The following is a 26,326-nucleotide window of genomic DNA, read 5'->3' on the forward strand; positions in this document are numbered from 1 at the left end:
ATTCGTCTGAGTTTTTTGTACTTAAATACTTTTTCCTGGTAATAGGGTGACGGGTAAGAAGTAACCGGTTGTCGCGACTTCCTTGCCTTCGATCTTTTGCAAGAGCAGATCAACAGTGAGGTGGGCAATCTCTTCCAAGGGTTGCTTGATGGTCGCCAGTTGAGGGTAGTAATTCTCGATAAAGTAGGTACCATCATAGCCGATGACTTTGAGTTCTTCAGGAACAGAGATTCCCAGTTCTTGAGCGATTTTGATCACTAGGATAGCTGTCAGATCATCCGAAGCAAAGATAGCATCTGGTTTCTGATGGGTCAAGATATTCTTGATTTCCATTTCCTTTCTGACGGGAGAAAAGTCACTTGAAACATTGATAATAGGAGCTTTCGGGAGTATAGAGGCAAAGCCAGCATGACGCAGTCCAGTCGGTGAGTTGGAATTGTCATTTCCTGTAATCATGATGATAGACTGGGCACCTGTCTTGACCAAGGTTTGGGCAGCGAGAACCCCGCCACCGTAGTTGTCAGAGGAGACAACAGGGATGTCTGGAGACAAGTTTCGGTCAAAGGAAATGATCGGTGCCGTCACACGATTGTAGTCTTCGATTCCCAAGTTGTGACTTCCAGAAATGATACCGTCGACCTGATTGGCCTCCAGCATTTCAATGTACTCCCGTTCTTTTTCAGAGTCATGTTCGCTGTTACAGATGATGGTCTTGTATCCATTCTTAAAGAGTTGGTGTTCCAACTTACCAATCAATTCTGCGTAGAAAATGTTGGAAATGTTAGGAAAAATCAAGCCGATTAACTTAGCTGATTTTCCTTGGAGGCTACGAGCTAAATTGTTGGGCTTATAGCCCAATTCTCTCATGGCTTCATTGACCTTGAGAATGGTTTTTTCAGACAGATAGCCTTTTTTATTGATAACCCGTGAGACGGTAGTGGGGCTAACGCCTGCAAGTTTGGCGACATCAGTTAGTTTTGCGACCATAATCTAATTCATAATAAGTTCCGGTTGGCTTTCCAGACTTGATCAGGATACCGTTTTGATCGGCATGCGGAAAGACGCGACCAGAAAATACTTTTTCTCCTTTATTGATGAAAATTTCAAAGACAGAATTGTCGATGAAGATGTTAGCAGTAGTAGTTTGATTGCCGATTGGGCAAGAACGAGTGCTTCCAAATTCTTGGGCATACTGTTCTCCAGCCTGGCTACGGTCTACTGTAACTTGACCATTTACAAGGTCAAAGTTGATGGAAAGTCCCTTGCCTTCTTTATCAGCAAGTAAGACAATCTCGCTCTGGCTATTGGCATTCAAGTTGAGTTCGATTTCGTAGGTGTTTTTGGTTTGAGTACGATTTGAGAAGACCTCTTCAGAAGAACGAAGGTCCTTGATAGCTGCGACTGGATATTGGTAGAGTTTGCCGTCTTTGATAGTGAGTTCCTTGACCAAAGAGAAGGTTCCTTGGTGGTCAAAACGGTCAGATGGGTAGGAAACATCTGGTAAACCAAGCCAACTTACTGCTAGTGCACGTCCGTCAGGAGCGTTGAAGGCTTGAGTTGCATAGGCTTCGAAACCATAGTCTAGATTATGAAGTTGAGACACATCTACCATTTTAGCATTTTCAGGAACAAAGGAAGCCCCGATTTTGTACATGTTTGGATAGATATTGTCATAGTCTAGAACAGCCTTATCCAATCCTTGTGGGCAGTAGAGAAGGACAGGTTGCTCCCCTACAAAGACTAGATTTGGACATTCCATCATGTAGGCAGTGCGGTCGTTAGCAAAATCAAGGTCACCAACTGCTTGCCAGTTTGTATAATCATTGTCCACAGCCTTGTAGAGACGGACGAAGCCTTTTTTCTCCAAGTCCTGTCCACCGACGATAGCATAATATTGCCCCTTAAAGTTAAAAATTTGCGGATCGCGGAAGTGGTCAGTAGAGTCTGCTGGCTGGTCAATCAAAATCTTGTCAATCTTTGTAATCTTGCCATCCTTATCCATCAAAGCACCAATCTGGTAAGGGTGACGGATCCAGTTTTCATCACGGACATTTCCTGTATAAAATAGGAACAAGTTATCGCCAAACTGCATGGCAGAACCAGAGTAGGCACCGTGACTATCCAATGGAGTATCTGGCAAAACTTTGACTCCAGTTTCTGTAAAGTGCACTAAATCATAACTTTCAAGTTGCACCCAAGACTTCAACCCATGGGCTGCACCGAAGGGGAAGTTTTGGTAAAAGAGGATCCATTTGCCATCAAAATAAGAAAAGCCATTTGGATCATTGAGAAGCCCCATTTTAGGCTCAACATGGTAACGAGTATGCCAAGGAGATTGTGCCATCTTTTCCTTGATTTGCTTGATTTCATCATTAGTCCAGTCTTCATAGCGTCTGTAGCGACGCTCTGTTGTCCATTCCATTATATCATTCCTCCGAAAGTTCTGCTATCTTAATAGTAACCGTTTTCGACAAAAAAAGCAAGTCTTTTATGTTAAAAAATAGCAAAAAATGACAAACGATTATCACAAAATGAAAGAAGAAGATTCAGCTAACTTTCACGAAAAGATGGAAGAAAATGAAAACAAAAAAGCTTTGAATCCTCTAATAACAAGATATTTTTATGAGTAAATAGAAGAATTCAGTCAAAAACTATCATAAATTAGTATAAAGATTAGGAGAAAAATAAAAATTTCTGCAAAACGCTTGACATATTTTTAGAACGTGATAGAATAATAATCGTAGGGCGGGTAAAATCGCTTTCAAACACTTTACAAAATTTTTATAAGGAGATTTTTGCAAATGAACAATCAGGATATTGCAAAAAAGGTCATCGAAGCCCTTGGTGGACGTGAAAATGTCAACAGTGTAGCCCACTGTGCGACTCGTCTACGTGTCATGGTCAAAGATGAAGGGAAAATCAAGAAGGAAGTGATTGAGAACTTGGATAAAGTTCAAGGAGCTTTCTTTAACTCAGGTCAATACCAAATCATCTTTGGTACTGGTACAGTAAACAAGATGTACGACGAAGTGGTTGCACTTGGTTTGCCAACATCTTCTAAAGAAGACATGAAAGCAGAAGCTGCTAAACAAGGAAACTGGTTCCAACGTGCTATCCGTACTTTCGGTGACGTCTTTGTGCCAATCATTCCAGTTATCGTAGCAACTGGTCTCTTCATGGGTCTTCGTGGGCTCTTGAACGCTCTTGGAATGACACTTCCAGAAGATGTTACCATTTACAGCCAAATCCTCACAGATACAGCCTTTATCATCTTGCCAGGTTTAGTTGTATGGTCAACCTTCCGCGTATTCGGTGGTAACCCAGCTGTTGGTATCGTCCTCGGTATGATGCTTGTTTCTGGTTCGCTTCCAAACGCTTGGGCTGTAGCATCAGGTGGTGAAGTAACGGCTATGAACTTCTTTGGTTTCATCCCTGTTGTTGGTTTGCAAGGTTCTGTTCTTCCAGCCTTCATCATTGGGGTGGTCGGAGCCAAGTTTGAAAAAGCTCTCCGCAAAGTGGTCCCAGATGTCTTGGATCTCTTGGTGACACCGTTCGTGACACTTTTGGTCATGTCTATCCTTGGACTCTTTGTCATCGGACCAGTCTTCCACGTTGTTGAAAACTACATCCTTCTCGGAACAAAAGCGATTCTTGCCTTGCCATTTGGTCTTGGTGGTTTGGTCATCGGTGGGGTTCACCAATTGATCGTCGTATCAGGTGTGCACCACATCTTCAACTTGCTTGAAGTACAATTGCTTGCTGCTGACCATGCGAACCCATTTAACGCCATCATCACTGCAGCGATGACAGCTCAAGGGGCTGCAACTGTTGCGGTTGGTGTTAAAACGAAGAATCCTAAACTGAAAACACTTGCTTTCCCAGCTGCTCTTTCTGCCTTCCTCGGTATTACAGAGCCTGCTATCTTCGGGGTAAACTTGCGCTTCCGTAAACCATTCTTCCTTTCATTGATCGCTGGTGCCATCGGTGGTGGATTGGCTTCTATCCTTGGACTTGCTGGTACTGGTAATGGTATCACCATCATCCCTGGTACAATGTTGTACCTTGGGAATGGTCAATTGTTCCAATACATTCTTATGGTAGCTGTATCATTCGTTCTTGGTTTTGCCCTTACCTATATGTTTGGTTACGAGGACGAAGAAGAAGTTGCTTCTGAAGTGGCAACAGAGCGCTTGGTTCAAGAAGAAACAACTGGTAACATTCCTCTAGCTCCTCAAAACGAAACAATCCAAACTCCTATCGTTGGTGATGTCGTAGCGCTTGCTGATGTCAATGACCCAGTATTTTCAAGTGGTGCAATGGGACAAGGGATCGCTGTAAAACCAAGCCAAGGTGTGGTTTACGCACCAGCTGATGCAGAAGTATCGATTGCCTTTGCTACAGGACATGCTTACGGTTTGAAGACAGCTAATGGAGCTGAAATCTTGATCCACGTTGGGATCGATACAGTGACTATGAACGGTGAAGGCTTTGAGCAAAAGGTAGCTCAAGGCGACAAGGTCAAAGCAGGTGACGTTCTTGGAACCTTTGACTCAAGCAAAATCGCTGCTGCAGGTCTTGATGACACAACAATGGTTATCGTAACCAACACAGCAGACTACGCTTCTGTGACACCAGTTGCAAGCGGTTCAGTTGTCAAGGGCGACGCGATCATCGAAGTGAAAGCCTAGTCCTCTTCGAAAATCAAATCTAAAAACAAAACGAACAAATGACATGTTTGTTCGTTTTTGCTTGAATGGTAAGATTTACAGAGGAAAATCTAAAATATAGAGAAATCTAGACTTTCAAAATATGCTATAATAAAGAAAATAAAAACAAGAGGTTTATCATGACAAAATTATATGGAAGCTTGGAAGCGGGCGGTACAAAGTTTGTCTGTGCTGTCGGTGATGAAAACTTTAATGTTGTGGAAAAAACACAATTTCCAACAACAACTCCTATCGAGACTATCGATAAAACCATCGAGTTCTTTTCAAAATTCGATAATCTTGCTGGTCTTGCTGTCGGATCATTTGGTCCCATCGATATCGACAAAAACTCAAAAACCTATGGCTTTATCACAACGACTCCAAAACCTCATTGGGCAAATGTGGACTTGCTTGGGGCTCTCCGTCGCGCCCTCAACGTTCCAATGTACTTCACTACAGACGTAAACAGCTCTGCTTATGGTGAAGTGGTTGCTCGTAACAATGCTGGTGGCCGTATCGAAAACTTGGTTTACTACACGATCGGTACAGGGATTGGTGCAGGTGTCATCCAACGTGGCGAGTTTATCGGTGGTGCAGGTCACCCTGAAATGGGTCACTACTATGTGGCTAAACACCCAATGGATATTGAAAAAGAATTCAACGGTGTTTGTCCTTTCCACAAGGGCTGTTTGGAAGGCTTTGCAGCTGGACCAAGTTTGGAAGCTCGTACAGGTGTTCGCGGTGAAAATATTGAACTCAACAGCTCTGTCTGGGACGTTCAAGCCTACTATATCGCTCAGGCTGCAGTCAATGCTACAGTGACGTTCCGCCCAGATGTCATCGTCTTTGGTGGTGGGGTTATGGCACAGCAACACATGCTGGACCGTGTACGTGAGAAATTCACAGCTCTTCTCAATGGCTACCTACCAGTACCAGATGTGCGTGACTACATTGTCACTCCAGCAGTCGCTGGCAATGGTTCTGCCACACTTGGGAATTTTGTCCTTGCTAAAAGTGTCGCAAAATAAAACAAACAAAAAATCCGCTTGGGAAACCAAACGGATGTTTTGTTTGACGAAAATGTTTTTGAGCCTTTCCTTAAGTGATGACGGACGGTAGCGACTTTCTTCGAAATTCCATACCTAAACTTTGAGCCTAATGTCTCAAAGTTTCCCAACACCTGAAACCATTAGATTTCAGGTGTTTTTATCACGGCGGAAAGGCTAGGTACGTCCTCGATTCACTATCGAAAAGTTGGCATGATTTCCATACCAAAGTATATTTAGTATCAGGCTATTTTCTATTCTCAAAACATCTGCCAGAAGAAATCAATAATATAGGTCAAACCATAAGTATAAACCACTAGGGTAAAGGGCTTGGTCAAAACGATGATAATCATATAGCGCTTGAAGGTCATCTTGGTGAGGGCAGCCAGCATGCAGAGAAAGTCAGCTGGGCTAACTGGCCAGATCATCATAAAGATAAAGAACCGCTCGAAACGATTGCCCTTATCTAGCCAACCGATGTACTTGTCATAGGTGCGCTTGCTGACGACCGACTGAACAAAGGCAGCTCCATAGAGACGCACCAGGTAAAAGATAATAGCACAGCCAATCACGATGCCGATATAGTTATAGATGGTTCCAATGATATGGCCGTAAATAAAGACCCCAGCCACTGAGGTCAAAGCTCCCGGAATGATCGGAACAACGGTTTGTAGGATCTGTAAAAAGATAAAGAGTGGTGGCCCCCAAACCCCAGCTTGCTGGATAAAGGCCGATAGGGTTTCCTTGGACTGTAACACTCCTGCCTGATAGGCCCAAATACAGAAAATCAAGGTGCCGACTCCCCCGACGATAGATGAAATATTGATGACTTGCTGTAGAAGGGGAGAAACAGCTTTCATTTGCTTATCCTGTGACATGTAAACTCCTCATAGATAGTATGATTCTACTATACCATATTTTATGGAGAAAAACTATCTGGATTATCTGACTGGAGAAATAAGTGTGGTAAAATGAGAATAAGAAAAAGACGGTATAGAATGAGGGGTATCATGTTAGGTTTAAACTTTAAAGGAAGCTGGCGCCAATATCAAAAACAGGTCTTGGATCGTTTTCAGGACTATCAAGCAGACGGTCATGTTCATCTAGTGGCCGCTCCAGGGTCTGGAAAGACCACCATTGGTATCGAGCTAATCGCTCGTTTTGGCAACCCAGCCCTCATCTTAGTTCCGACTGTCACTATTCGTGAACAATGGGTAGATAGGATTCAAACAGCTTTTCTAGAGGATGGCCAGAGGCTTTCAGACCTCGTTTCCCAAAACTTAAAGGAGATGAAGGCATTAACGATTGTGACCTATCAGGCTTTTCATAGTGCCATGAATCAACTTCAATCACAAGAAGATGGAGAAGCAGAGGATTTTATGGGGTTTGATTTGCTTGCAAGCCTAAGAGCTCAGAAAGTTGCGACTCTTTGTTTGGACGAATGCCACCACCTGCGCAATGAATGGTGGAAAAGTCTGGAAGCCTTTCGCAAGCAGTATGAACCGCTGCAAGTCATCTCTCTGACAGCCACACCACCTTATGACAGCGAGCCTGAACTCTGGGAACGCTATATCCGAATGTGCGGGGAGATCGATCAAGAAATCACGGTACCTGAACTAGTCAAGGAAGACACTCTTTGCCCTCATCAGGATTTTGTCTATATGTGTTCACCAACAGCTGAAGAGGTGGAACGTCTCAAACGGTTTGAGGAGACTAAGTGGGACTATATTCATCACCTTATAGTCGATCCTGATTTTCAAACATTTGTAGCAGGGTCTAAGGTCCTCAAAGGGGATATTTCATCTGATTTGCTTTTAGAAGATCCCAAGTACTTGTCTGCTATGTTGATTTATATGCATTCTCAGGGGTTAACGATTCCTCCCTCTTTACAAAATTTACTGGGAACCCAGAAGCTTCCAGCATTGACCTCCTACTGGCTGGAGACGCTGTTGCAGAGCATACTCTATCAGACACCAGATTGGTATGAGGATCCAGATGGATACAGGAAAAAGTTAGAGGCTGAGTTGAAGGCGCGTGGGTTGGTGGAAAAACGTCAGGTTTATCTGGTTAAGTCTAAGGCTTCCGATCAGCTTTTAACCCAATCTCTAGGGAAGTTGTCTGCCATTGCCGATATCTTTTTGACGGAGTATGAGAGTCTAGGTCAGGAACTGAGACAGTTAGTACTAGCTGACTATATTCGCAAGGATTTTGCCACCTATCTGGGAGATAATCAGGCAACCATTTCTCAGTTGGGAGTTCTCCCTTATTTTGAAAGTATTCGTCGGAAAGCTCAGGAGTATGAGCTACCTGTGTCTTTGGCTGTTTTGTCAGGTAGTGTCGTTATTCTGCCTACTGATGTGACAGCAGAGTTGAAGGAACTCTTACCTCAGGTTCCTCTTAGTTTCTCATCTATTGGTCACTTGAATCCAAAAGATTATGTGCAGGTCGGTTTTCCAAGCTCAGCTAAGGGAATCGTAGTGGCAGTGACGGAGCTTTTTCAACGAGGGAGGATTCAAGTCCTAGTCGGAACCAAATCCCTCCTCGGAGAGGGTTGGGATGCTCCTTGTGTTAATTCCCTAATACTCGGAAGCTTTGTGGGGAGCTTTATGCTAAGTAACCAGATGCGGGGACGTGCCATTCGTATCTGGCCGGGACATCCAGAAAAGACCAGCAACATCTGGCATCTGGTAGCCGTTCAAGCGCAAGCACTTATCACTCTTCCTGGTGAGGAGCCTAGACCAGAGAGCAATCAGGATCTGCAAACCTTGTCGCGACGGATGGAGCATTTTCTTGGCTTGGCCTATAATCAGGAGAGTATTGAGACTGGTTTGGATCGTTTGGATTTTCCAAAGCCCCCTTTTAAGAAAAAGCAAATCAGTGAGTACAATGAGCGAGTTAAGAGTCTCTCCAAGGATCGAGCAGGCTTGAGACAAAAATGGCAAGATGCTCTTGTCGTAGCGGATCAGTTCGAGATAGTTACAGAAGTCGCAACTCAAAAACAGAAAATCCCAGTCATGCTCTTGCTTGATGCATTAAAATGGGTTCGCATGTCATTGCTCTTGTTAGCAGTAGATTTGTTGGTTTTGTTATTTAGATTGAGATTGATCGGTGTTTGGTGGCTTACGACAGCCTGTCTCCTCTTTTTGGCCTTTGCATCTTGGCGCTACCTCCACTATAAGAGCCCCTATAAACGCTTGCAGTCTCTGGGTGAGCAGATCCGAAAGGCTCTGCTAGATTCGGGGCATCTAATGGATAATCAATCCCGTGTTCAGGTAGAGGAGGACAAGGAAAACTATATGGTTTTCGCCTATCTCAAGGGAGGAAGTATGAGGGACAAGGAGCTATTTGCGCAGACAGGGGGAGAGTTCTTTGCTCCAGTGGACAACCAGCGCTATCTCTTGAAGGCAGAGAAAGTCCGACAAGGTCAGTCACCTTACTATGTCGTGCCTAGTCTTTTTGATAAGCGCAAGGAAGAAGCACAGAAATTCCTTGACTTTCTGAGGCCAACTATCGGACGCTATCACCTCGTCTATACACGAACAGAGGCCGGACGGAAAACCCTTCTCGAAGCTCGTATCCAAGCTCTCTCTAACAAAAATGACCGTACCTTGACTAAGAAGAAGGTTAAAAGCCGATTGGAGTAGGGGCGTATGGAAAAATCTATCTGAAACATGATATAATAATAGAGAAAATAAATTTTTAATAGTTGAATAGAATGAAGCGTTTAGAATAAACTATTCTTACAAAGCATAAGAAAGGTTTTTTGATGGCAAAGAAAAAAGATTTTTCTGAATTAACCAGGGTACAAATTCCAGCAGCTCTACACCTTATGAGACTGGGCTATACCTATCTTCCCCGTAATGGGAAGGAGATTGCAGAACGAGATCCAGATACCAATATCCTCGTATCTGTTTTTAAGGAGCAATTTTTAAAATTTAACAACTACCTGACAGAGGAAGACTTTGAGAGAGAACTGGCCAATATCAAGTTGGAACTAGATCAAAATGATTTGGGACGTTCCTTCTTTAGACGCCTGCAAGGTCAGGAAGATACCGTTTATATTGACTGGGAAAACCCTGAAGCCAATACTTTTCATCTAGCACTTGAAGTCACTTGTAAAAATGGCCAGGATGAATTCCGTCCTGACATTGTCGTATTTATCAATGGTCTGCCTCTTTCTTATATCGAAGTGAAACAGCCAAATGCGATTCGAGATGGGAAAACAGGAATTCAGTCGGAGCAAGACAGAACTAGACAACGTTTTGAAAATCGCAAGTTCCGCCGCTTTAACAATATCACCCAGTTGATAGCTCTGTCTGATAACTTGCCCTATATCAGTGGACAAGGTCAACAAAAACAGGGCTCTTACTACGGTTCAAATGCCTATTCAAAAACCAAGTTTAATGCTTTCAAGGAAGAAAGAGAAGAAGATTTTCTTCATTCCTTAGCAACCTTAACAGAGGGCCAAATCGACTTCGTTTTAGATGACATGAACCACTTTGCCCTCAAGTCCCAGCCAGAATTCAAAACAAACCTAAACCCTGACACACCTTGCAATGCCTTTCTGTCCTCCTTGTATCAGAAAGGACGCCTGCTCTTTATGCTTCGTTTTGGACTAGTCTATGTAGAGGAAGAGAGCAAGGATGGTCAGATGCAACTGCAGAAGCACGTCATGCGCTACCCTCAGTATTTTGCGACACGTGCCATTGAAGAAACAATTGCAAGAGGTGTTAAGAAGGGCGTTATCTGGCATACACAAGGTTCAGGGAAGACAGCCTTGGCTTTCTTCAATATCCGCTATCTGACCAATTATTTTTCAAAACTTGGAATTGTCCCTCAGTTTTACTTTGTCGTGGATCGTTTGGACTTGGCAGACCAAGCCTTTAAGGAATTCACCAAACGAGGCCTCAAGGTTAAGCGCATCAATAACCCACAAGAACTCAATCAAAAACAAGATGGCTATGATGTCTCTGTGGTCAATATCCAGAAGTTCAAGGATAATTCAGACTTGACTGACCGCTCTGGTTATGACCTCAATCGTCAAAATATCTACTTTATCGATGAAGCCCATCGCTCTTATAATGAACGCGGTTCCTACCTACCAAATCTCTATCAGGCAGACACCAATGCAATCAAGATTGCTTTGACTGGGACCCCATTGATCACCTATAAGAAAGATGGCAAGACCAAGGAAAATCATGCGACCACACGTGATATTTTTGGGGACTATATCCACAAATACTACTACAACCAGTCTATCGATGATGGCTTTACCCTACGTTTGATGCGAGAAGATATCGAGACTTCTTATAAAGACAATCTCAGATCCATCAATGAAGAGATCCAACGTGGAGGCTTGTCCAAGGAGGATATCTTTGCTCACCCTCGTTATGTAGAACCTATGTTAGACTTTATCATCGAGGACTTTAATCGTGCACGTGATGTAATTTTTGATGATCAGACGATTGGTGGCATGATCGTCTGTGACTCGTCAAAGCAGGCGCGTGAGCTTGAAAATCAATTGGAAAAACGTTGTAAAGCTGGAACAATCAACTTGACATCCGCATTGATTCTCCATGATGAGGGAGATAAGGAAGAAAAGAAAGACAAGGTAGATGCTTACAAAGAAGGCAAAATTGACCTTATCATCGTCTACTCCATGCTCTTGACAGGTTTTGATGCCCCGCGTCTCAAACGTCTCTACCTAGGGCGTAAAATCAAGGCTCATAACCTTTTACAGACTCTAACCCGTGTCAATCGTCCATACAAGGACTATCTCTTTGGCTATGTCATCGACTTTGCGGATATTTCGAAAGAGTTTGACAGGACCAATCGTGCCTATCTGGAAGAACTCAATCAAGAGTATGATACAGCCTTGACAGGGGAAAATGGAGAGGATGTTTTTGGCTCGCTCTTTGTCCCTGCAGACGAGATTTCTCATGAATTAAGCAAGACTGAGCTAATCTTGCTTGACTATCCAACAGATAATCTGGAATACTTTTCCCAAGCTATCAATGATATCAAGGATAGAAAGCAGTTAATCGATCTACGAAAAGCTTTGGAGTCTATCAAGCAGTATTACAATATTGCTCGTCTCCTTGGTTACCATCAATTGATCGAGCAGATTGACATTGCTCAGGTCGCAATCTTGCTCAATATCCTCTCTAGACGGATGCTGACACTGTCCTTGATTGATAAACCAGCTGATTTTTCTAGTCAAACGCTCTTAAATTTAGCGATGTCTGAGACCAGTTTTAGTTTTGTCAAGATTGCAGAGGAAGAACTTCGTCTAGCAGCTAATGACCTGGAGGATTGGAGACGTCGGGTAGCTGGTAAGATTAAAAAACAGCGTGATGAAAAGGATCCTGAGTGGGTTTCTCTCTACGAAGAATTCCAACGTATCATGCAAAAACATTTTATCTATGGCCAAGAAGGCTATACAATGGAAAATATCAAGGAAACACAAAAAGACTATGAAGAACTCTTTAAGTCAGTGGAGGATTATTATACTCGTATGAGACGTTTGACCATGAACTTTAACGGAGATGAAATGGCTGCTCGTTCATACAAGCATGTGACCAACTCTACTACGGTCAGTGAATTTCCAGCTATTTACCATGTTATCAAAGGTTCTAAGGTTAAATTAGACCATAGAATCGGTCAAAATCAAGGGGTTCTAGATAATGAGGAATATCTAAAGCGAATGATTCGCGAGCAAGCCCGAAAAGAAATGAAGAAAAACCAATCAGCTAGCAATATGGCCAAACAAGATTTTGATAGATTGGTTGAATCGCTATTTGAAGGATATGAAGAGGAATACCAACACTAATGAATGAAACATACAAGGTCCAAGTCCAGGACTTGGTAGATGATTTAAAAGCCGTCTTTACCCACGCAGGACTAGGAGGAGAAGCGGGGGAATACAAACTCCTCACCCAGTCCTTCCTCTACAAATTTTTAAATGATAAGTTTTTATATCAAGCACAGGTACTAGATGCAGGGAACACCTATGAAAACTTACTGACCATGAGTGAGGAAGACTATGACTGGCTCTTAGAGGATATCGGTACCAGCACAGCTTGGCTCAAGCCAGACCAGTTGATCGAAACCCTTCACCGTCAGCAAAATGAAGCGACTTTCTACGAGACTTTTGAAAATACCCTCAACCAAATCGCCATCGACAATAATGATATTTTCTCTGTTCATACGGATGGAGATACAGCTATTCGTCTCTTTGACGAGCGTCTGATTACCGATAACATATCAGATAGCAGTAAGCGTAATGAAGTCGCAAAAGCCATCATTAATCTCCTTACGCGCGTTAAGTTCGATGAGACCATCTTTTCACAAGGTTTCGACTTTTTTTCTACCCTCTTTGAGTACATGATTAAGGACTACAACAAAGACGGTGGAGGAAAGTATGCCGAGTACTACACACCTCACTCTGTGGCTAAGATTATCGCTGAAATCCTTGTGGGAAATGACCAACCATCAAACGTGCGGATCTATGACCCGTCAGCTGGTTCTGGAACCTTGCTAATGAACCTGGCTAGTCGTATCGGTGTGGACAAGACCACTGTCTATAGTCAGGATATCTCGCAAAAATCGTCTAATCTCCTCCGTCTCAATCTGATCTTGAATGGACTGCAACACTCCATTCACAATATCGTACAGGGAAATACCATCATCGCCAATCGCCATCCTGAAAAGATGGACTATATCGTGTCCAATCCTCCTTTCAAGCTGGACTTTTCAGAGTGGCGTGACCAAGTGGAGACCTTGCCAGAAGCCAGTGAGCGTTTCTTTGCAGGTGTGCCAAAGGTTCCAGCCAAGTCTAAGGATAAGATGGCGATTTATGAGCTCTTTGTCCAGCATATCATCTACTCCTTGAAGCCAGACGGTCAAGCGGCTGTTGTCTTACCGACAGGCTTTATCACTGCCCAATCAGGGATTGATAAGGCCATCCGTCAACACTTGGTGGATAATCAAATGCTGGCGGGTGTCGTTTCCATGCCGTCTAATATCTTTGCGACGACAGGTACCAACGTCTCTATCCTCTTTATCGATAAGAAAAACAAGGACGATGTCGTCCTCATCGATGCCTCAAACCTCGGAACCAAGGTCAAGGAAGGCAAGAATCAAAAGACTGTGCTATCTCCTGAGGAAGAGCAGAAGATCGTCGAGACCTTTATCAAGAAAGAAGCCGTCGAGGACTTTTCAGTCACCGTCTCTTATGAGGATATCAAGGAGAAAAACTACTCTCTCAGCGCAGGTCAATACTTTGACATCAAGATTGACTATGTAGATATCACAGCAGACGAGTTTGAAGCCAAGATGACCGCCTTTCAAGACAAACTCTCAGACCTCTTCCAGCAATCGCATGCATTGGAGCAAGAAATTGAAGAACAAATGAAGGGGTTGAAGTATGAGTAAGTTAGAAGAGTGTATACTAGGTGACTTAGTTGAGTTTCAAAGAGGATATGACTTGCCAAAATCAAAGTTTGTAGAAGGCAAGTATCCGGTACAATCATCAAATGGTATTTTAGGCTATCATAACGAGTATAAAGTTGAGGGGCCTGGCATCACAATTGGTAGAAGTGGTACAGTTGGTAATCCTCACTTGATTAGAGAAAATTTTTTCCCTCACAATACTTCACTCTTTGTGAAAGAATTCAAAGGGAATGATATTGAATATATATATTATTTATTGCAATATTTGGATTTAGGTAATCAAAAATCTGGTTCTGGTGTACCAACAATGAATAGAAACCATTTGCATCCGATTAAGATTAGGGCTTATCGTGATAAAACATGTCAACAAAGGACTATTAAAATTCTATCTTTAATCGATAAAAAAATCCAAATAAACAACCAAATCAACCAAGAGTTGGAAGTTATGACTAAGACCCTCTATGACTACTGGTTTGTGCAGTTTGATTTCCCAGACCAGAATGGCAAACCCTACAAATCATCAGGCGGAAAGATGGTCTATAACCCAGAACTCAAACGCGAAATTCCAGAGGGGTGGGGAGTGACCACATTTTCAAGTTGGATTTCAGACAATAAAACGGGAGATTGGGGGAAAGAGACTAGTCAAGGAAATTATACATTAGAGGTTGATTGTATTCGTGGTGCTGATATAAATGGCTTGTCAGGAAATGGGAAAACAGATATGCCAACACGTTTTATTCTAGAAAAGAACAAAAATAAACTGTTGACAGATTTTGATATTGTTATTGAAATATCTGGAGGAAGTCCCACTCAATCTACAGGTCGTATAGTAGGTATCAGTGAAAATGTATTAAATCGATTTGATTTACCTTTAATCTGTTCAAATTTCTGCAAGGCGGTTTCACTAAAAGAACAAGAAACCTTCTATAACTTTGTATATGAATGGAAAAATCTATATGACAATGGTGTTCTATTTAGTTGGGAAGGAAAGACAAGTGGGATAAAAAACCTACTGTTTGATTCCTTTGTTACTAACTATCACATTGCGCAACCACCAATTGATTTAATGGAACAATTTTTTGATTACGCATCTTCGGTAGATAGAAAAATACAATTATTATTAAAACAAAACCAAGAACTCACCCAACTTCGTGATTGGCTCTTGCCAATGCTGATGAATGGACAGGTGAAGGTGGAGTAGAGGAAAGAGGCATAAATTGATTCAAATAAATATTAATGACGAAAAAAACCGGTTGATTTCTTTTAGTCAACAACCAGATTTTGATGAATATGTTAAGATTTTTCTAATTAAAATTAAGAAAAATGAGATTTTTTTATATAAACAAGATGCTGATAAGAAAACTAAAGAAAATATACTTAGAGCAATTATTGAAAGTATGAATAAATCTACTTTTAGTAATCGAGAAATAAAACCATATGATCCAGTCATAACGTATAAGAATGTACATGAGCAAGTAGAGGTTTCAGAATATGAAAATATTCAATCTGTAATTTCACAATTTAATGATGAACAACAACATCTACTAAGTACAAGTTGTGAGACGGAGAAGGATTTGCATAACTATTTGATTGAAATAAAGAAGAATAGTACTATTAATCTAAAATTTATAGGTTCTTTTGTGAATGCATTTCAATTGGAAAAAAAGATGTTATTTGGTAATTTTACGGATAGTAAAATAAAATTAAGAGAACGAAATAATCTATTTGGATTAAACAAGAAGATTGATTTAATGATTGTTAATGATGAAAAAATTTTAATTAATCAAGCAGAATCAAAATTTGATTCTATATTTGGAATGAATCAAAAATTTGCTGAGCAAGCAACAGAAATTCTAAATACTGATGTAAATATAAAAACTATATTTGAACAAGTTTCAATTAATTTTTTGAAAACAAAAGTGATCAATGGTAAGAGACTTGCTACGAGGCTAATTAAAATTGTTTCTGATACGAATCGTTTTACAGAAACAGTTAGACATATTGACAAAATACAAACTATAAAAAATGATCCTAATCATAAATTTTATAAAGAAATTGAAGATGTTACGTTCAGTAATGGAAAGTTAAGTATTACTGATGAGAAAAATTGTGTTCAATTGATTAATGCTATATCAGATGCATTTGTGAAAGCTTACATTTCTGAGATTGAAACTGTTGAAGAAGGACGTATGTAATGCAACGAGATCTTTTTTCTAAGTGGACATTGTTTATCACCTCCTATCTACCACTATATTTATGGCTTCTTTTTAGTAACATTAATTATTCAAAATTTTCATTAGATAGATTAATAGCTTTTGATTTTGGACATAAAATAATAAGAATTATTTTTGTTGTTTTAATTTTTGTATCAATTATCAAATTATGGATATTATTTAAGTTTGACGGTAAGGAAAGTCTTAAAATACCGAGGGAAATGGAAATATCACCGGAAAGTGACTCATTGATGAACTACATTGTTACGTATTTTACTCCGTTACTGTCTTTTGATATGAATAATACAACTAGTATTATCATGAATTTATTGTTATTTCTTTTAATTGGATTAATGTATGTTGGTAGTAATGCAAGTTATCTAAATCCTGTTCTAGGAGTTTTCGGGTTTAAGATATTTGGAGTTACAGGTTTTCCGCACGCTCATCATATCATAACAAATCTCTCATTTGATGATATAGAAACCGTGAGAGAAACAGATGTAGAATTAACTAGTTATAGATTAGGTGATGGAATTTATATTATAAAAAGAAAATAGGTAACATTGCTTATTATAAATTAACTATTATGCCAGTCAAATCAACCTTTGGCTGGCTTTTATTTTTCATTCATGCTATAATTAAATTACCTAAAAGGTAATTTAATTATACAGAAAGGGACTTATGAAGCTTATCTATACAAACAAAACTGTTGAAAAGCAGTGCACAGAGCTGAGGCGGGCGAAAAAGGATTTTTCGGATAAGGTTGCTGTAAAGTTGCATTTCTTGATCAACTTTTTGGAAGCGGCAGATTCTTTGGCTAGTGTGACAGCTTTTCCTAAATATCACTTTCACCAACTCAAGGGAAAGAGACAAGGTCAGTTTGCTTTGGATATAGATGGTCGGAAAAGTTCCTATCGGTTGATTGTCGGTTTTCGTGAAGAGGATCTAGAAAAGGTGTTTCCAAATCCTGTTGAAATCGAAATCCTAAAAATAGAGGAGGTCAGCAATCACTATGAGTAATAAAATTGTTGAATACAAAGACCTGATTGCTTTTCATCCAGGTCAGTATGTTGAGGAGTTGATTGAAGATTATAACGTAACGCAGAAAGAATTTGCGGAGCGCTTAGGAGTTTCAGCAAAGACTGTCAGCAAGCTCGTCAATGCGGAGGAGTCCATTAGTAAAGAGACGGCTCATAAGTTAGCCAAGCTAAGCGGAGTTTCAATGCAAACCTGGCTCAATCTTCAAAATGCTTATGATGTAAAAGTTGCAGAGATTGTAGAACAAAGAGAGCTAGAAGAAGGTAGCGAGAAAGACATCTGTGAGATGATTGATTTCAAGTATTTTAAGGAAGAAGGCTACGTGCCAGACAAACGCTATAGCTTGAAGGAAAAGATTATCGAGCTTCGCAAGATTCTAGGTGTGGCAAGTTTAGAAAACCTTACATCTTTTAACCATCTAGTCAGCTATCGGAATACGCGTGAGTTTACAACTAAAAGTATAGTAAACTCTAATATCATGCTGGAGTTGGCATCTAAAAAAGCGCGTGATAAAACGACAACTAAGCTCAATCGCAGAAAGCTAGAGAGAAGCTTGCCTGCGTTGAGAAAGTTGACCAGACAAGACCCAGAAGTCTTTCCTCAACGCTTGTCTGATATCTTGCTAGACTGTGGTGTTGTCTTAGTCGGTTTACCTGCTTTGCCAAATGCTAATCTGAATGGAGCGACTAAAAAGTTCAGTAATGGTAGTGCCTTGCTTTTACTGACGGATCGAAACAAAGCGTCAGACATTTTCTGGTTCTCACTATTTCATGAGATTGGGCACATTCTGGAGAATGATTTTTCATCTGATGAAGGAAACAGTGAGTCCTATCTTCGTTCTGAGGAACAGGCAGATCAATTTGCAAAAGATTTCTTGATTAGACCAGAAGATTATCAAGCTTTTGTAGGAAAAGGAAATTTTGATAAGTCAGATATCATACGTTTTGCGGAGGAAATCGATATTCATCCTAGCGTTGTTTTAGGCAGATTACAAAATGAAGCTATTCTAGGTTTTGACCGTTTCCGAGAACTAAAAGAGAATTATTACTTTGTTTCCTAAGTGTCAGGAAATTTTTAGAAGAAGAAAAAAGATTCATACAGTCAGTCATGTGAAGTCATTAATTCGTTCATTTTTTAGATACGACTTTGTTTCCATATTTCCTGGAAACGGATAGAAAGCAAGGAGAAACATGGGACAAACTAATCAAAAATCCCAGTGCCAACAACTCTGGGCTAGAAACAAATACCTCGTTTTGAGTCATTCTAGCAATATTTACAATGAGATTCGCCAATACTTGAAGAATGAAGAGGTGGAGGTAAGTCATGTTCAAGAACTGATTGATCGTGCTTGCCAAATTCCTGAGCATAGAGGTCAGGTTTGCAATGCCTTTCAGCATATTTGGGGCTATTTTAAAAAGAAAGCGACTGATGCTGAGCGCAAAGATTATATGCTCCTGCTGGATCGCTACCGCTTTGGTCAGGCTTCTAAGGAAGACTTGATTTCTAAGACTCGAGAGTTGCTGGAACGCTACCCCAATACCTACTTGCAACATTCAACGTTACTGAAAGGAGACGCCCATGAGACTTTGGCATGAGGCTTTGATTTCAAAACTTCCCCGTCCTCAACTTTTGGGGCAACATCGAGAGTGTTGCGCCCTGCGTGGCAATGGATGGGGAAGAAAGCATGCGACGGTGGACTATGTCTTTACCCACTCGCCCTATCATCTCTATGTTTATCATCGCTTGATCATGACGGAGATGGCTGACCGTGGCTACAATGTCAGTCCAGAGTGGCTGGACAAGAACTACCGTGGCAAGATCTGTCATCCTTATCAAGACTTGCCTGAGGAAAAGTTGGGGAATCCCATCTATAGTGAGCATGATTCAGCCTACTACGAGGAGTGTCTGGCTAATCTCCGTGAGAAGGGGATCGAGCTGGAGTAATAGCAAAGATTAGCTCCAGATTATAACTCTTTTCGTTTTTTTTCGAATAATTAAAAGTAGATCTTTAGAATGATTCTAAGGTCTACTTTTTGTAAGTAATTGGATTTACTTTTAATAACTTTTAAGTTATAATTTTAAAAAAGCCAAGAGTGAATTGAAGGACATAAAAGAAAGAGGGTTAAGTGATGAAGAATAGGGCCATTGGAAGTAATTGGAAGGATGTCCGAACAGAACTCTTTACCAAGGAAGAAATTCTTGAAAGTGATATGCGAGTGGCTATTATGAGTGAGTTGATTGAGGCTAGACATGAGCAAGGTATCAGTCAGAAAAAGCTAGAGGAACTCAGTGGAGTAAGCCAGCCTGTCATAGCTAGGATGGAAACAGGAAAGACTAGTCCTCAGTTGGATACGGTCTTGAAAGTCTTAGCCAGTTTAGGAAAGACACTAGCAGTCGTCCCACTTGAACAGGAAAAAAGTTGATAGAGATGAGATTACTTGGTTGGCTAAAATCATCCACTGGATAATTTTACCTCCCGTCCGCACTTTTTCAGGGAAATATCAGAATTAGAAAAGAAAACCAACCTATAGTCTTTTCTAATAACAAGCCATAGTCACTGATGAGAATCGTCAATAGCTCGTTTGAGCATTTCAACTAAAATACAGCCACCAAACAAGCTATACAAAGGCTTTGAGACGCTGGTCTCAAGTCTTTTTCTTTTGACCAAAAGAGTGATATAGTTTCAAACTATATCAAAGCCTAATTATTTACAATTATACAGACAGTTTCTTTTCTGTTAAGATAGTTTCAACAACAAATTTTGGAGGACACATCATGTCAACTACGATCATCGGTTTCCCTCGTTTGGGCGAATTCCGCGAATTAAAATTTACAACTGAAAAATACTTTAGAAAAGAAATCTCAGAAGAAGAACTCTTGGCTGCGGCTAAAGAATTGCGTGCAAAACACTGGAACATTGTCAAAGAAAAAGGCATCACTGAAATCCCATCAAACGACTTTTCTCACTATGACAACTTCCTAGATGCTGCCTTCCTCTTCAACGTGGTTCCAGCTTCAGTTCAAAACTTGGAATTGTCTGATCTTGAACGCTACTTTGCTTTGGGACGTGGATACCAAGGAGAAAAAGGGGATGTGCGTGCCCTTCCGATGAAGAAATGGTTCAACACCAACTACCACTACATCGTGCCTAAATTTGAAAAAGACACTCAAGTCAAATTGGCAGGTCACAAGATTTTTGATGAATTCCAAGAAGCCAAAGAACTTGGATTGAACACTCGTCCTGTTCTTGTAGGACCATTCACTTTCCTTCAATTGTCAGACTTTGAAGACGGCGTAAAAGCAGAAGACTTCGTAGACAGCTTAGTGGCTGCTTACCAAGAAGTTTTTGCTAAATTGGCTGAACTTGGTGCGACTCGTATCCAATTGGACGAAGCGGCTCTTGTAAAAGACTTGACTGCTGAAGAGAAAGCTCTTTTCTTGAACCTATACAACAAGCTTTTGGCTGACAAGAAAGGTCTTGAAGTCTTGCTTCAAACTTACTTCGGTGATGTTCGTGATGTCTACACTGATCTTGTAAACTTGCCAGTTGATGCCATCGGTCTTGACTTCGTTGAAGGTAAGAAAACTCTTGAACTCGTTAAAGGTGGTTTCCCAGCTGACAAGACTCTCTATGCAGGTATTGTCAATGGTAAAAACATCTGGCGCAACAACTACGAAAAGAGCTTGGCTGTTCTTGAGCAAATCCCAGTTGAAAACATTGTTTTGACAAGCTCATGCTCCCTTCTTCATGTGCCATTTACAACTGCTAATGAAGAATTTGAACCAGCTATCTTGAACCACTTTGCTTTCGCAGTTGAAAAATTGGATGAAATCCGTGACTTGGATGCTATTCGCAATGGTAGCGGTGCAGAAGCACTTGCTGCTAATAAAGAACTCTTTGCGACTGAACGTGTGGGTGAAAATGCGGAGCTTCGTGCTCGCCTTGCAGGTTTGACAGACGCAGACTACACTCGTTTGCCAGCCTTTGCAGAACGTGAAGCCATCCAAGAAGAAGCCTTTAAACTTCCAGCCCTTCCAACAACAACGATCGGTTCATTCCCTCAAACTAAGGAAGTCCGTGCAAAACGTTTGGCCTTCCGTAAGGGCGAATTGTCAGCGGAAGACTATGACAAGTTCTTGGCAGAGCAAATCGACGAATGGATCAAATGGCAAGAAGAAGTTGGCTTTGACGTTCTTGTACACGGTGAGTTTGAGCGTAATGACATGGTTGAGTACTTCGGTCAAAACCTGTCAGGTTACCTCTTCTCTAAGAATGGTTGGGTACAATCATACGGTATGCGTGGGGTGAAACCACCAATCATCTGGGGTGATGTCACTCGTCTTAACCCAATCACTGTCAAATGGTCTAGCTATGCTCAAAGCCGTACTGACAAACCTGTTAAAGGGATGTTGACTGGGCCTGTAACCATCCTCAACTGGTCATTCCCACGTGAAGACATCTCTATCAAGGATTCTACTCTTCAAATCGCTCTTGCTATTAAGGATGAAGTTCTTGACCTTGAAGCTGCAGGTGTGAAAATCATCCAAATCGACGAGGCTGCTCTTCGTGAGAAATTGCCACTCCGTCGTAGCGACTGGTACGAAGACTACCTTGACTGGGCTATTCCAGCCTTCCGCTTGGTACACTCTACAGTTGCACCAGATACTCAAATCCACACTCACATGTGTTACTCAGAATTTACAGATATCATCCCAGCTATCGATAACATGGATGCGGACGTTATTTCCTTTGAAGCAAGCCGTTCAAACCTTGAAATCTTGGACGAACTCAAAGCGAAAAACTTCCAAACAGAAGTGGGACCTGGGGTTTACGATATCCACTCACCTCGTGTGCCAAATGAAGGCGAAATCGACCACACAATCGATGCTATTCTTGCCAAAGTTCCAAGCAAGAAAGTTTGGATCAACCCTGACTGTGGTTTGAAAACACGTGGTATTCCAGAAACAAAAGAAAGTTTGATCCGCCTTGTCGAAGCAGCCAAAGCTGCGCGTGAGAAATTGTAAGATAAGATTTCTCTCTTGACACTGACTATTCAAGGAACTGCTTGGCCCTAGCTGCTCAGCAATCATGAAATCAAAAAGAAAAGGATAATGACTATGTCACGCCAAACGCCGTCACTTTCATTTGAAGTGTTCCCTCCAAACCCAGCTGTGGGTAATGATAATATTATTTCAGCCTTGCAGGATATGCGGGAGCTGACACCGCACTTTATCAGTGTGACCGCCAGCAATAATAAATTTAATATCAAGGAAACAACGGTTCGTTTGGCTGACTTTATCCAGAATGACTTGGCGATTCCAACTATTGCCCACTTGCCAGCTATCTATCTGACCAAGGAAAAGGTTGCTGAAACCATTGCAGACTTGGATAAGGTTGGGGTACAGAAAATCTTGGCCTTGCGTGGGGATATTATTCCTGATGTGGAACCACAAAAGGATTTCCGCTACGCAACGGACTTGATCGAGTTCATCAAGGAACAAGCCCCTCACTTTGATATTGTTGGCGCTTGCTATCCAGAAGGGCACCCTGACTCGCCAAACCAGATCTCCGATATTCAAAATCTCAAGAAGAAAGTGGATGCAGGCTGCTCTAGTTTAGTGACGCAACTTTTCTTTGACAATGAGCGTTTCTATGATTTCCAAGATAAGTGTACCTTGGCAGGAATTGATGTTCCTATTCATGCGGGGATTATGCCAATTCTTAACCGTAACCAAGCGCTTCGTCTCTTGAAAACGTGTGAGAATATCCACCTTCCACGTAAATTTAAGGCCATCTTAGACAAGTATGAGAATGACCCTGAGTCGCTCAGAGCAGCAGGACTTGCCTATGCCGTGGATCAGATCGTGGACTTGGTAACCCAGGATGTCGCAGGTGTGCATCTCTACACCATGAACAATGCTGAAACAGCAAAATACATCCACCAAGCAACCCATGCCTTGTTTAATCATCAGTCTTTAGGGTAATCGATTCTTTAACCACTGAGACGACAGCTTGTCATTTACTTGCTTTTAAATGAAAAATGACAGTTGCGAAAGCCAAAGAATTCGCTAAATAAAATAAACAACAAACCATTCCTCTTTTCATGGGGGAATGGTTCCTTTTTAATAGAAAAGCCCGTACTTTTTAAGAAAAATATGATAAAATAGACTCTGTACGTACTTGATACAAAGATGAGGGTATTTAGGTTGTAGAAATTTGTTTAAAGTGGATTATTTTTTAAACAAAATATGATAATAGGTGTCTCAAAAAAACACGAACGGAGTGAGTATTTAAAAGATATTTCACGCTATAGTGGTATCCTAGAGAATAACTCTGTTATTTTCTAAAACGGAATGATTGAGACTTCAGGCTAAAAAATTAGGGAGGAAATTCCCTGGATTTCTAAAATCATCCACTGGATAATTTTACCTTCCGTCCGCACTATTCCAGTGAAATATCAAAAAAACTACTTAATTGAATTTTGGTCTCATTTCTTAGGAAAAAAGATAAGCTTCCTAGCACTCATCGAGTGCGGCGTCACCTTCCTATTTTTCTACAGAAATGTTCGGCAAGCCGAACCGTCCAAAATATCTTGATCTTTGTAGGCAAGGCGTATAATTTCATCAATCCAAAGGGGATTAAAATGACAAAACAAGTGTTTCAAACGACTTTTGCGGGTCGTGAGTTAATCGTAGAGACTGGTCAGGTTGCTAAGCAAGCAAATGGTGCAGTTGTCGTGCGTTACGGTGAGTCAACTGTCTTGACTGCGGCCGTTATGTCTAAGAAAATGGCAACTGGGGATTTCTTCCCACTTCAAGTCAACTACGAAGAAAAAATGTATGCGGCTGGGAAGTTTCCTGGTGGCTTTATGAAACGTGAAGGGCGTCCTTCAACAGATGCGACTTTGACAGCACGTTTGATTGACCGTCCAATCCGTCCGATGTTTGCGGAAGGTTTCCGTAACGAAGTGCAAGTGATCAACACTGTGCTTTCTTATGATGAAAATGCCTCTGCTCCAATGGCAGCTATGTTTGGTTCATCCTTGGCATTGTCTATCTCAGATATTCCATTTTACGGACCAATCGCCGGGGTACAAGTAGGCTATGTAGACGGTGAAATCATCATCAACCCTACTCAAGAACAAGCAGAGCAATCTCTTCTTGAATTGACAGTAGCTGGGACCAAACACGCTATCAACATGGTTGAGTCTGGTGCCAAAGAATTGTCGGAAGAAATCATGTTGGAAGCCCTTCTCAAAGGGCACGAAGCTGTTAAAGAATTGATTGCCTTCCAAGAAGAGATCGTTGCTGCAGTCGGTAAGGAAAAAGCAGAAGTGGAATTGCTTCATGTGGATGCTGAATTGCAAGCTGAAATCATCGCAGCCTACAATAGTGACCTCCAAAAAGCGGTCCAAGTAGAAGAAAAATTGGCTCGTGAAGCTGCAACTCAAGCAGTTAAAGACCAAGTGACTGCTGTTTACGAAGAAAAATATGCAGACCACGAAGAATTTGACCGTATCATGCGTGATGTGGCTGAAATCTTGGAACAAATGGAACATGCTGAAGTGCGCCGTTTGATCACAGAAGACAAGGTTCGTCCTGACGGTCGTAAGGTCGATGAAATCCGTCCTTTGGATGCGGTTGTTGACTTCCTTCCTCGTGTGCATGGTTCCGGTCTCTTCACTCGTGGACAAACTCAGGCTCTTTCAGTTTTGACCTTGGCTCCGATGGGAGAAACGCAAATCATCGATGGTTTGGACCCAGAGTATAAGAAACGCTTTATGCACCACTATAACTTCCCACAATACTCCGTAGGGGAAACTGGTCGTTACGGTGCACCAGGTCGTCGTGAAATTGGTCACGGTGCTCTTGGTGAGCGTGCTCTTGCTCAAGTCTTGCCAAGCTTGGAAGAATTCCCATATGCGATCCGTCTGGTAGCAGAAGTCTTGGAATCAAACGGTTCTTCATCTCAAGCCTCTATCTGTGCGGGAACTCTTGCCCTTATGGCTGGTGGTGTGCCAATCAAGGCTCCAGTAGCTGGTATTGCCATGGGTCTGATCTCAGATGGAAACAACTACACTGTCTTGACAGATATCCAAGGTTTGGAAGACCACTTTGGAGACATGGACTTCAAGGTTGCCGGTACTCGTGACGGGATTACAGCCCTTCAAATGGATATCAAGATTCAAGGGATTACTGCAGAAATCTTGACAGAAGCCCTTGCCCAAGCCAAGAAAGCGCGTTTTGAAATCCTTGATGTGATTGAAGAAACGATTCCAGAAGTTCGTCCAGAATTGGCTCCAACTGCTCCGAAAATTGATACCATTAAGATTGATGTTGATAAGATCAAGATTGTCATCGGTAAAGGTGGAGAAACGATTGATAAAATTATCGCTGAAACAGGCGTTAAGATTGATATCGACGAAGAAGGAAATGTATCTATCTACTCTAGTGACCAAGATGCTATCAACCGTACCAAAGAAATCATTGCTGGTTTAGTTCGTGAGGCTAAAGTCGATGAAGTATACCATGCCAAGGTTGTTCGTATCGAGAAATTCGGTGCCTTTGTCAACCTCTTTGATAAGACAGATGCACTTGTGCACATTTCTGAAATGGCTTGGACACGTACCAATAATGTAGAAGATTTAGTTCAAATTGGTGATTTTGTAGATGTAAAGGTTATTAAGATCGATGAAAAAGGTCGTGTAGATGCTTCTATGAAGGCACTCTTGCCACGTCCGCCAAAACCTGAACGTTCAGAAGAAAAAGGGGATAAAGGTCATCGTCATGGCGATCGTCCTCGTCACCACCACAAGGACCACAAACCTAAGAAAGAAACTACAGAAACACCAAAAGACTCAGAATAAGAAAG

19 protein-coding genes are annotated in these 26,326 nt (G+C 41.5%); 16 read left to right on the forward strand and 3 right to left on the reverse strand.

Annotated elements, in window-relative coordinates:
- Positions 1 to 21 precede the first annotated feature (21 nt).
- Positions 22 to 987, reverse strand: coding sequence for a LacI family DNA-binding transcriptional regulator (locus MK385_RS07680; RefSeq protein WP_268725728.1), 966 nt, complete (start codon positions 985 to 987; stop codon positions 22 to 24).
- Complete coding sequence (locus MK385_RS07685) at positions 968 to 2,422, reverse strand: sucrose-6-phosphate hydrolase (protein ID WP_268725729.1); 1,455 nt, start codon at positions 2,420 to 2,422, stop codon at positions 968 to 970. Before MK385_RS07685 ends, MK385_RS07680 begins: the two co-directional genes overlap by 20 nt.
- A gap of 379 nt (positions 2,423 to 2,801) precedes the next feature.
- Between MK385_RS07685 and MK385_RS07690 the strand changes: the two genes are divergently transcribed.
- Both MK385_RS07690 and scrK read left to right on the forward strand, forming a co-directional pair.
- On the forward strand, positions 2,802 to 4,688 hold the full coding sequence (locus MK385_RS07690) for a sucrose-specific PTS transporter subunit IIBC (RefSeq protein ID WP_268725730.1): 1,887 nt from the start codon (positions 2,802 to 2,804) through the stop codon (positions 4,686 to 4,688).
- A gap of 158 nt (positions 4,689 to 4,846) precedes the next feature.
- On the forward strand, positions 4,847 to 5,734 hold the full coding sequence (gene scrK / locus MK385_RS07695; RefSeq protein ID WP_268725731.1) for a fructokinase ScrK: 888 nt from the start codon (positions 4,847 to 4,849) through the stop codon (positions 5,732 to 5,734).
- A gap of 278 nt (positions 5,735 to 6,012) precedes the next feature.
- On the opposite strand, the gene MK385_RS07700 is transcribed toward scrK, so the two are convergent.
- On the reverse strand, positions 6,013 to 6,630 hold the full coding sequence (locus MK385_RS07700; protein WP_000076177.1) for a TVP38/TMEM64 family protein: 618 nt from the start codon (positions 6,628 to 6,630) through the stop codon (positions 6,013 to 6,015).
- A gap of 132 nt (positions 6,631 to 6,762) precedes the next feature.
- Between MK385_RS07700 and MK385_RS07705 the strand changes: the two genes are divergently transcribed.
- From MK385_RS07705 to pnp, 14 genes are all read left to right on the forward strand, one after another.
- Positions 6,763 to 9,396, forward strand: a complete 2,634-nt coding sequence (locus MK385_RS07705) for a DEAD/DEAH box helicase family protein (RefSeq protein WP_268725732.1) — start codon at positions 6,763 to 6,765, stop codon at positions 9,394 to 9,396.
- Between the two features lie 122 nt (positions 9,397 to 9,518).
- A complete protein-coding gene (locus tag MK385_RS07710; protein WP_268725733.1) occupies positions 9,519 to 12,581 on the forward strand; it encodes a type I restriction endonuclease in 3,063 nt (1,020 codons plus the stop codon).
- Complete coding sequence (locus MK385_RS07715; protein ID WP_268725734.1) at positions 12,581 to 14,185, forward strand: HsdM family class I SAM-dependent methyltransferase; 1,605 nt, start codon at positions 12,581 to 12,583, stop codon at positions 14,183 to 14,185. The genes MK385_RS07710 and MK385_RS07715 overlap by 1 nt, the downstream gene beginning before the upstream one ends.
- Positions 14,178 to 15,404 carry a restriction endonuclease subunit S gene (locus tag MK385_RS07720; protein ID WP_268725735.1) on the forward strand — a complete coding sequence of 409 codons (1,227 nt, stop codon included), beginning with the start codon at positions 14,178 to 14,180 and terminating at the stop codon, positions 15,402 to 15,404. The genes MK385_RS07715 and MK385_RS07720 overlap by 8 nt, the downstream gene beginning before the upstream one ends.
- Positions 15,405 to 15,420: 16 nt before the next feature.
- The gene (locus MK385_RS07725) at positions 15,421 to 16,398 is read left to right on the forward strand and encodes a hypothetical protein (RefSeq protein ID WP_268725736.1); all 978 of its coding nucleotides are present in this window, start codon (positions 15,421 to 15,423) and stop codon (positions 16,396 to 16,398) included.
- A complete protein-coding gene (locus MK385_RS07730; protein ID WP_268725737.1) occupies positions 16,398 to 16,973 on the forward strand; it encodes a hypothetical protein in 576 nt (191 codons plus the stop codon). The genes MK385_RS07725 and MK385_RS07730 overlap by 1 nt, the downstream gene beginning before the upstream one ends.
- A 124-nt stretch (positions 16,974 to 17,097) precedes the next feature.
- A complete protein-coding gene (locus MK385_RS07735) occupies positions 17,098 to 17,436 on the forward strand; it encodes a type II toxin-antitoxin system RelE/ParE family toxin (RefSeq protein WP_268725738.1) in 339 nt (112 codons plus the stop codon).
- Positions 17,429 to 18,514, forward strand: coding sequence for a HigA family addiction module antitoxin (locus MK385_RS07740; RefSeq protein ID WP_268725739.1), 1,086 nt, complete (start codon positions 17,429 to 17,431; stop codon positions 18,512 to 18,514). Before MK385_RS07735 ends, MK385_RS07740 begins: the two co-directional genes overlap by 8 nt.
- Positions 18,515 to 18,644: 130 nt before the next feature.
- A complete protein-coding gene (locus MK385_RS07745; protein ID WP_247931311.1) occupies positions 18,645 to 19,049 on the forward strand; it encodes a YbgA family protein in 405 nt (134 codons plus the stop codon).
- The gene (locus tag MK385_RS07750; RefSeq protein ID WP_268725740.1) at positions 19,033 to 19,398 is read left to right on the forward strand and encodes a TIGR02328 family protein; all 366 of its coding nucleotides are present in this window, start codon (positions 19,033 to 19,035) and stop codon (positions 19,396 to 19,398) included. Before MK385_RS07745 ends, MK385_RS07750 begins: the two co-directional genes overlap by 17 nt.
- Before the next feature lie 185 nt (positions 19,399 to 19,583).
- Entirely contained in the window at positions 19,584 to 19,877 is a 294-nt protein-coding gene (locus tag MK385_RS07755) for a helix-turn-helix domain-containing protein (protein WP_061408392.1), read from the forward strand.
- Between the two features lie 352 nt (positions 19,878 to 20,229).
- A complete protein-coding gene (gene metE / locus MK385_RS07760; protein WP_268725741.1) occupies positions 20,230 to 22,479 on the forward strand; it encodes a 5-methyltetrahydropteroyltriglutamate--homocysteine S-methyltransferase in 2,250 nt (749 codons plus the stop codon).
- 93 nt (positions 22,480 to 22,572) lie between these two features.
- Complete coding sequence (metF, locus tag MK385_RS07765) at positions 22,573 to 23,439, forward strand: methylenetetrahydrofolate reductase [NAD(P)H] (RefSeq protein WP_247936256.1); 867 nt, start codon at positions 22,573 to 22,575, stop codon at positions 23,437 to 23,439.
- 659 nt (positions 23,440 to 24,098) lie between these two features.
- Positions 24,099 to 26,321: a polyribonucleotide nucleotidyltransferase gene (gene pnp / locus MK385_RS07770; protein WP_268725742.1), complete on the forward strand. Its 2,223-nt coding sequence runs from the start codon at positions 24,099 to 24,101 to the stop codon at positions 26,319 to 26,321.
- The last annotated feature ends 5 nt before the right edge of the window (positions 26,322 to 26,326 follow it).

Origin of the sequence: Streptococcus oralis (assembly GCF_026782125.1) — a bacterium.
Classification (GTDB): domain Bacteria; phylum Bacillota; class Bacilli; order Lactobacillales; family Streptococcaceae; genus Streptococcus; species Streptococcus oralis_CE.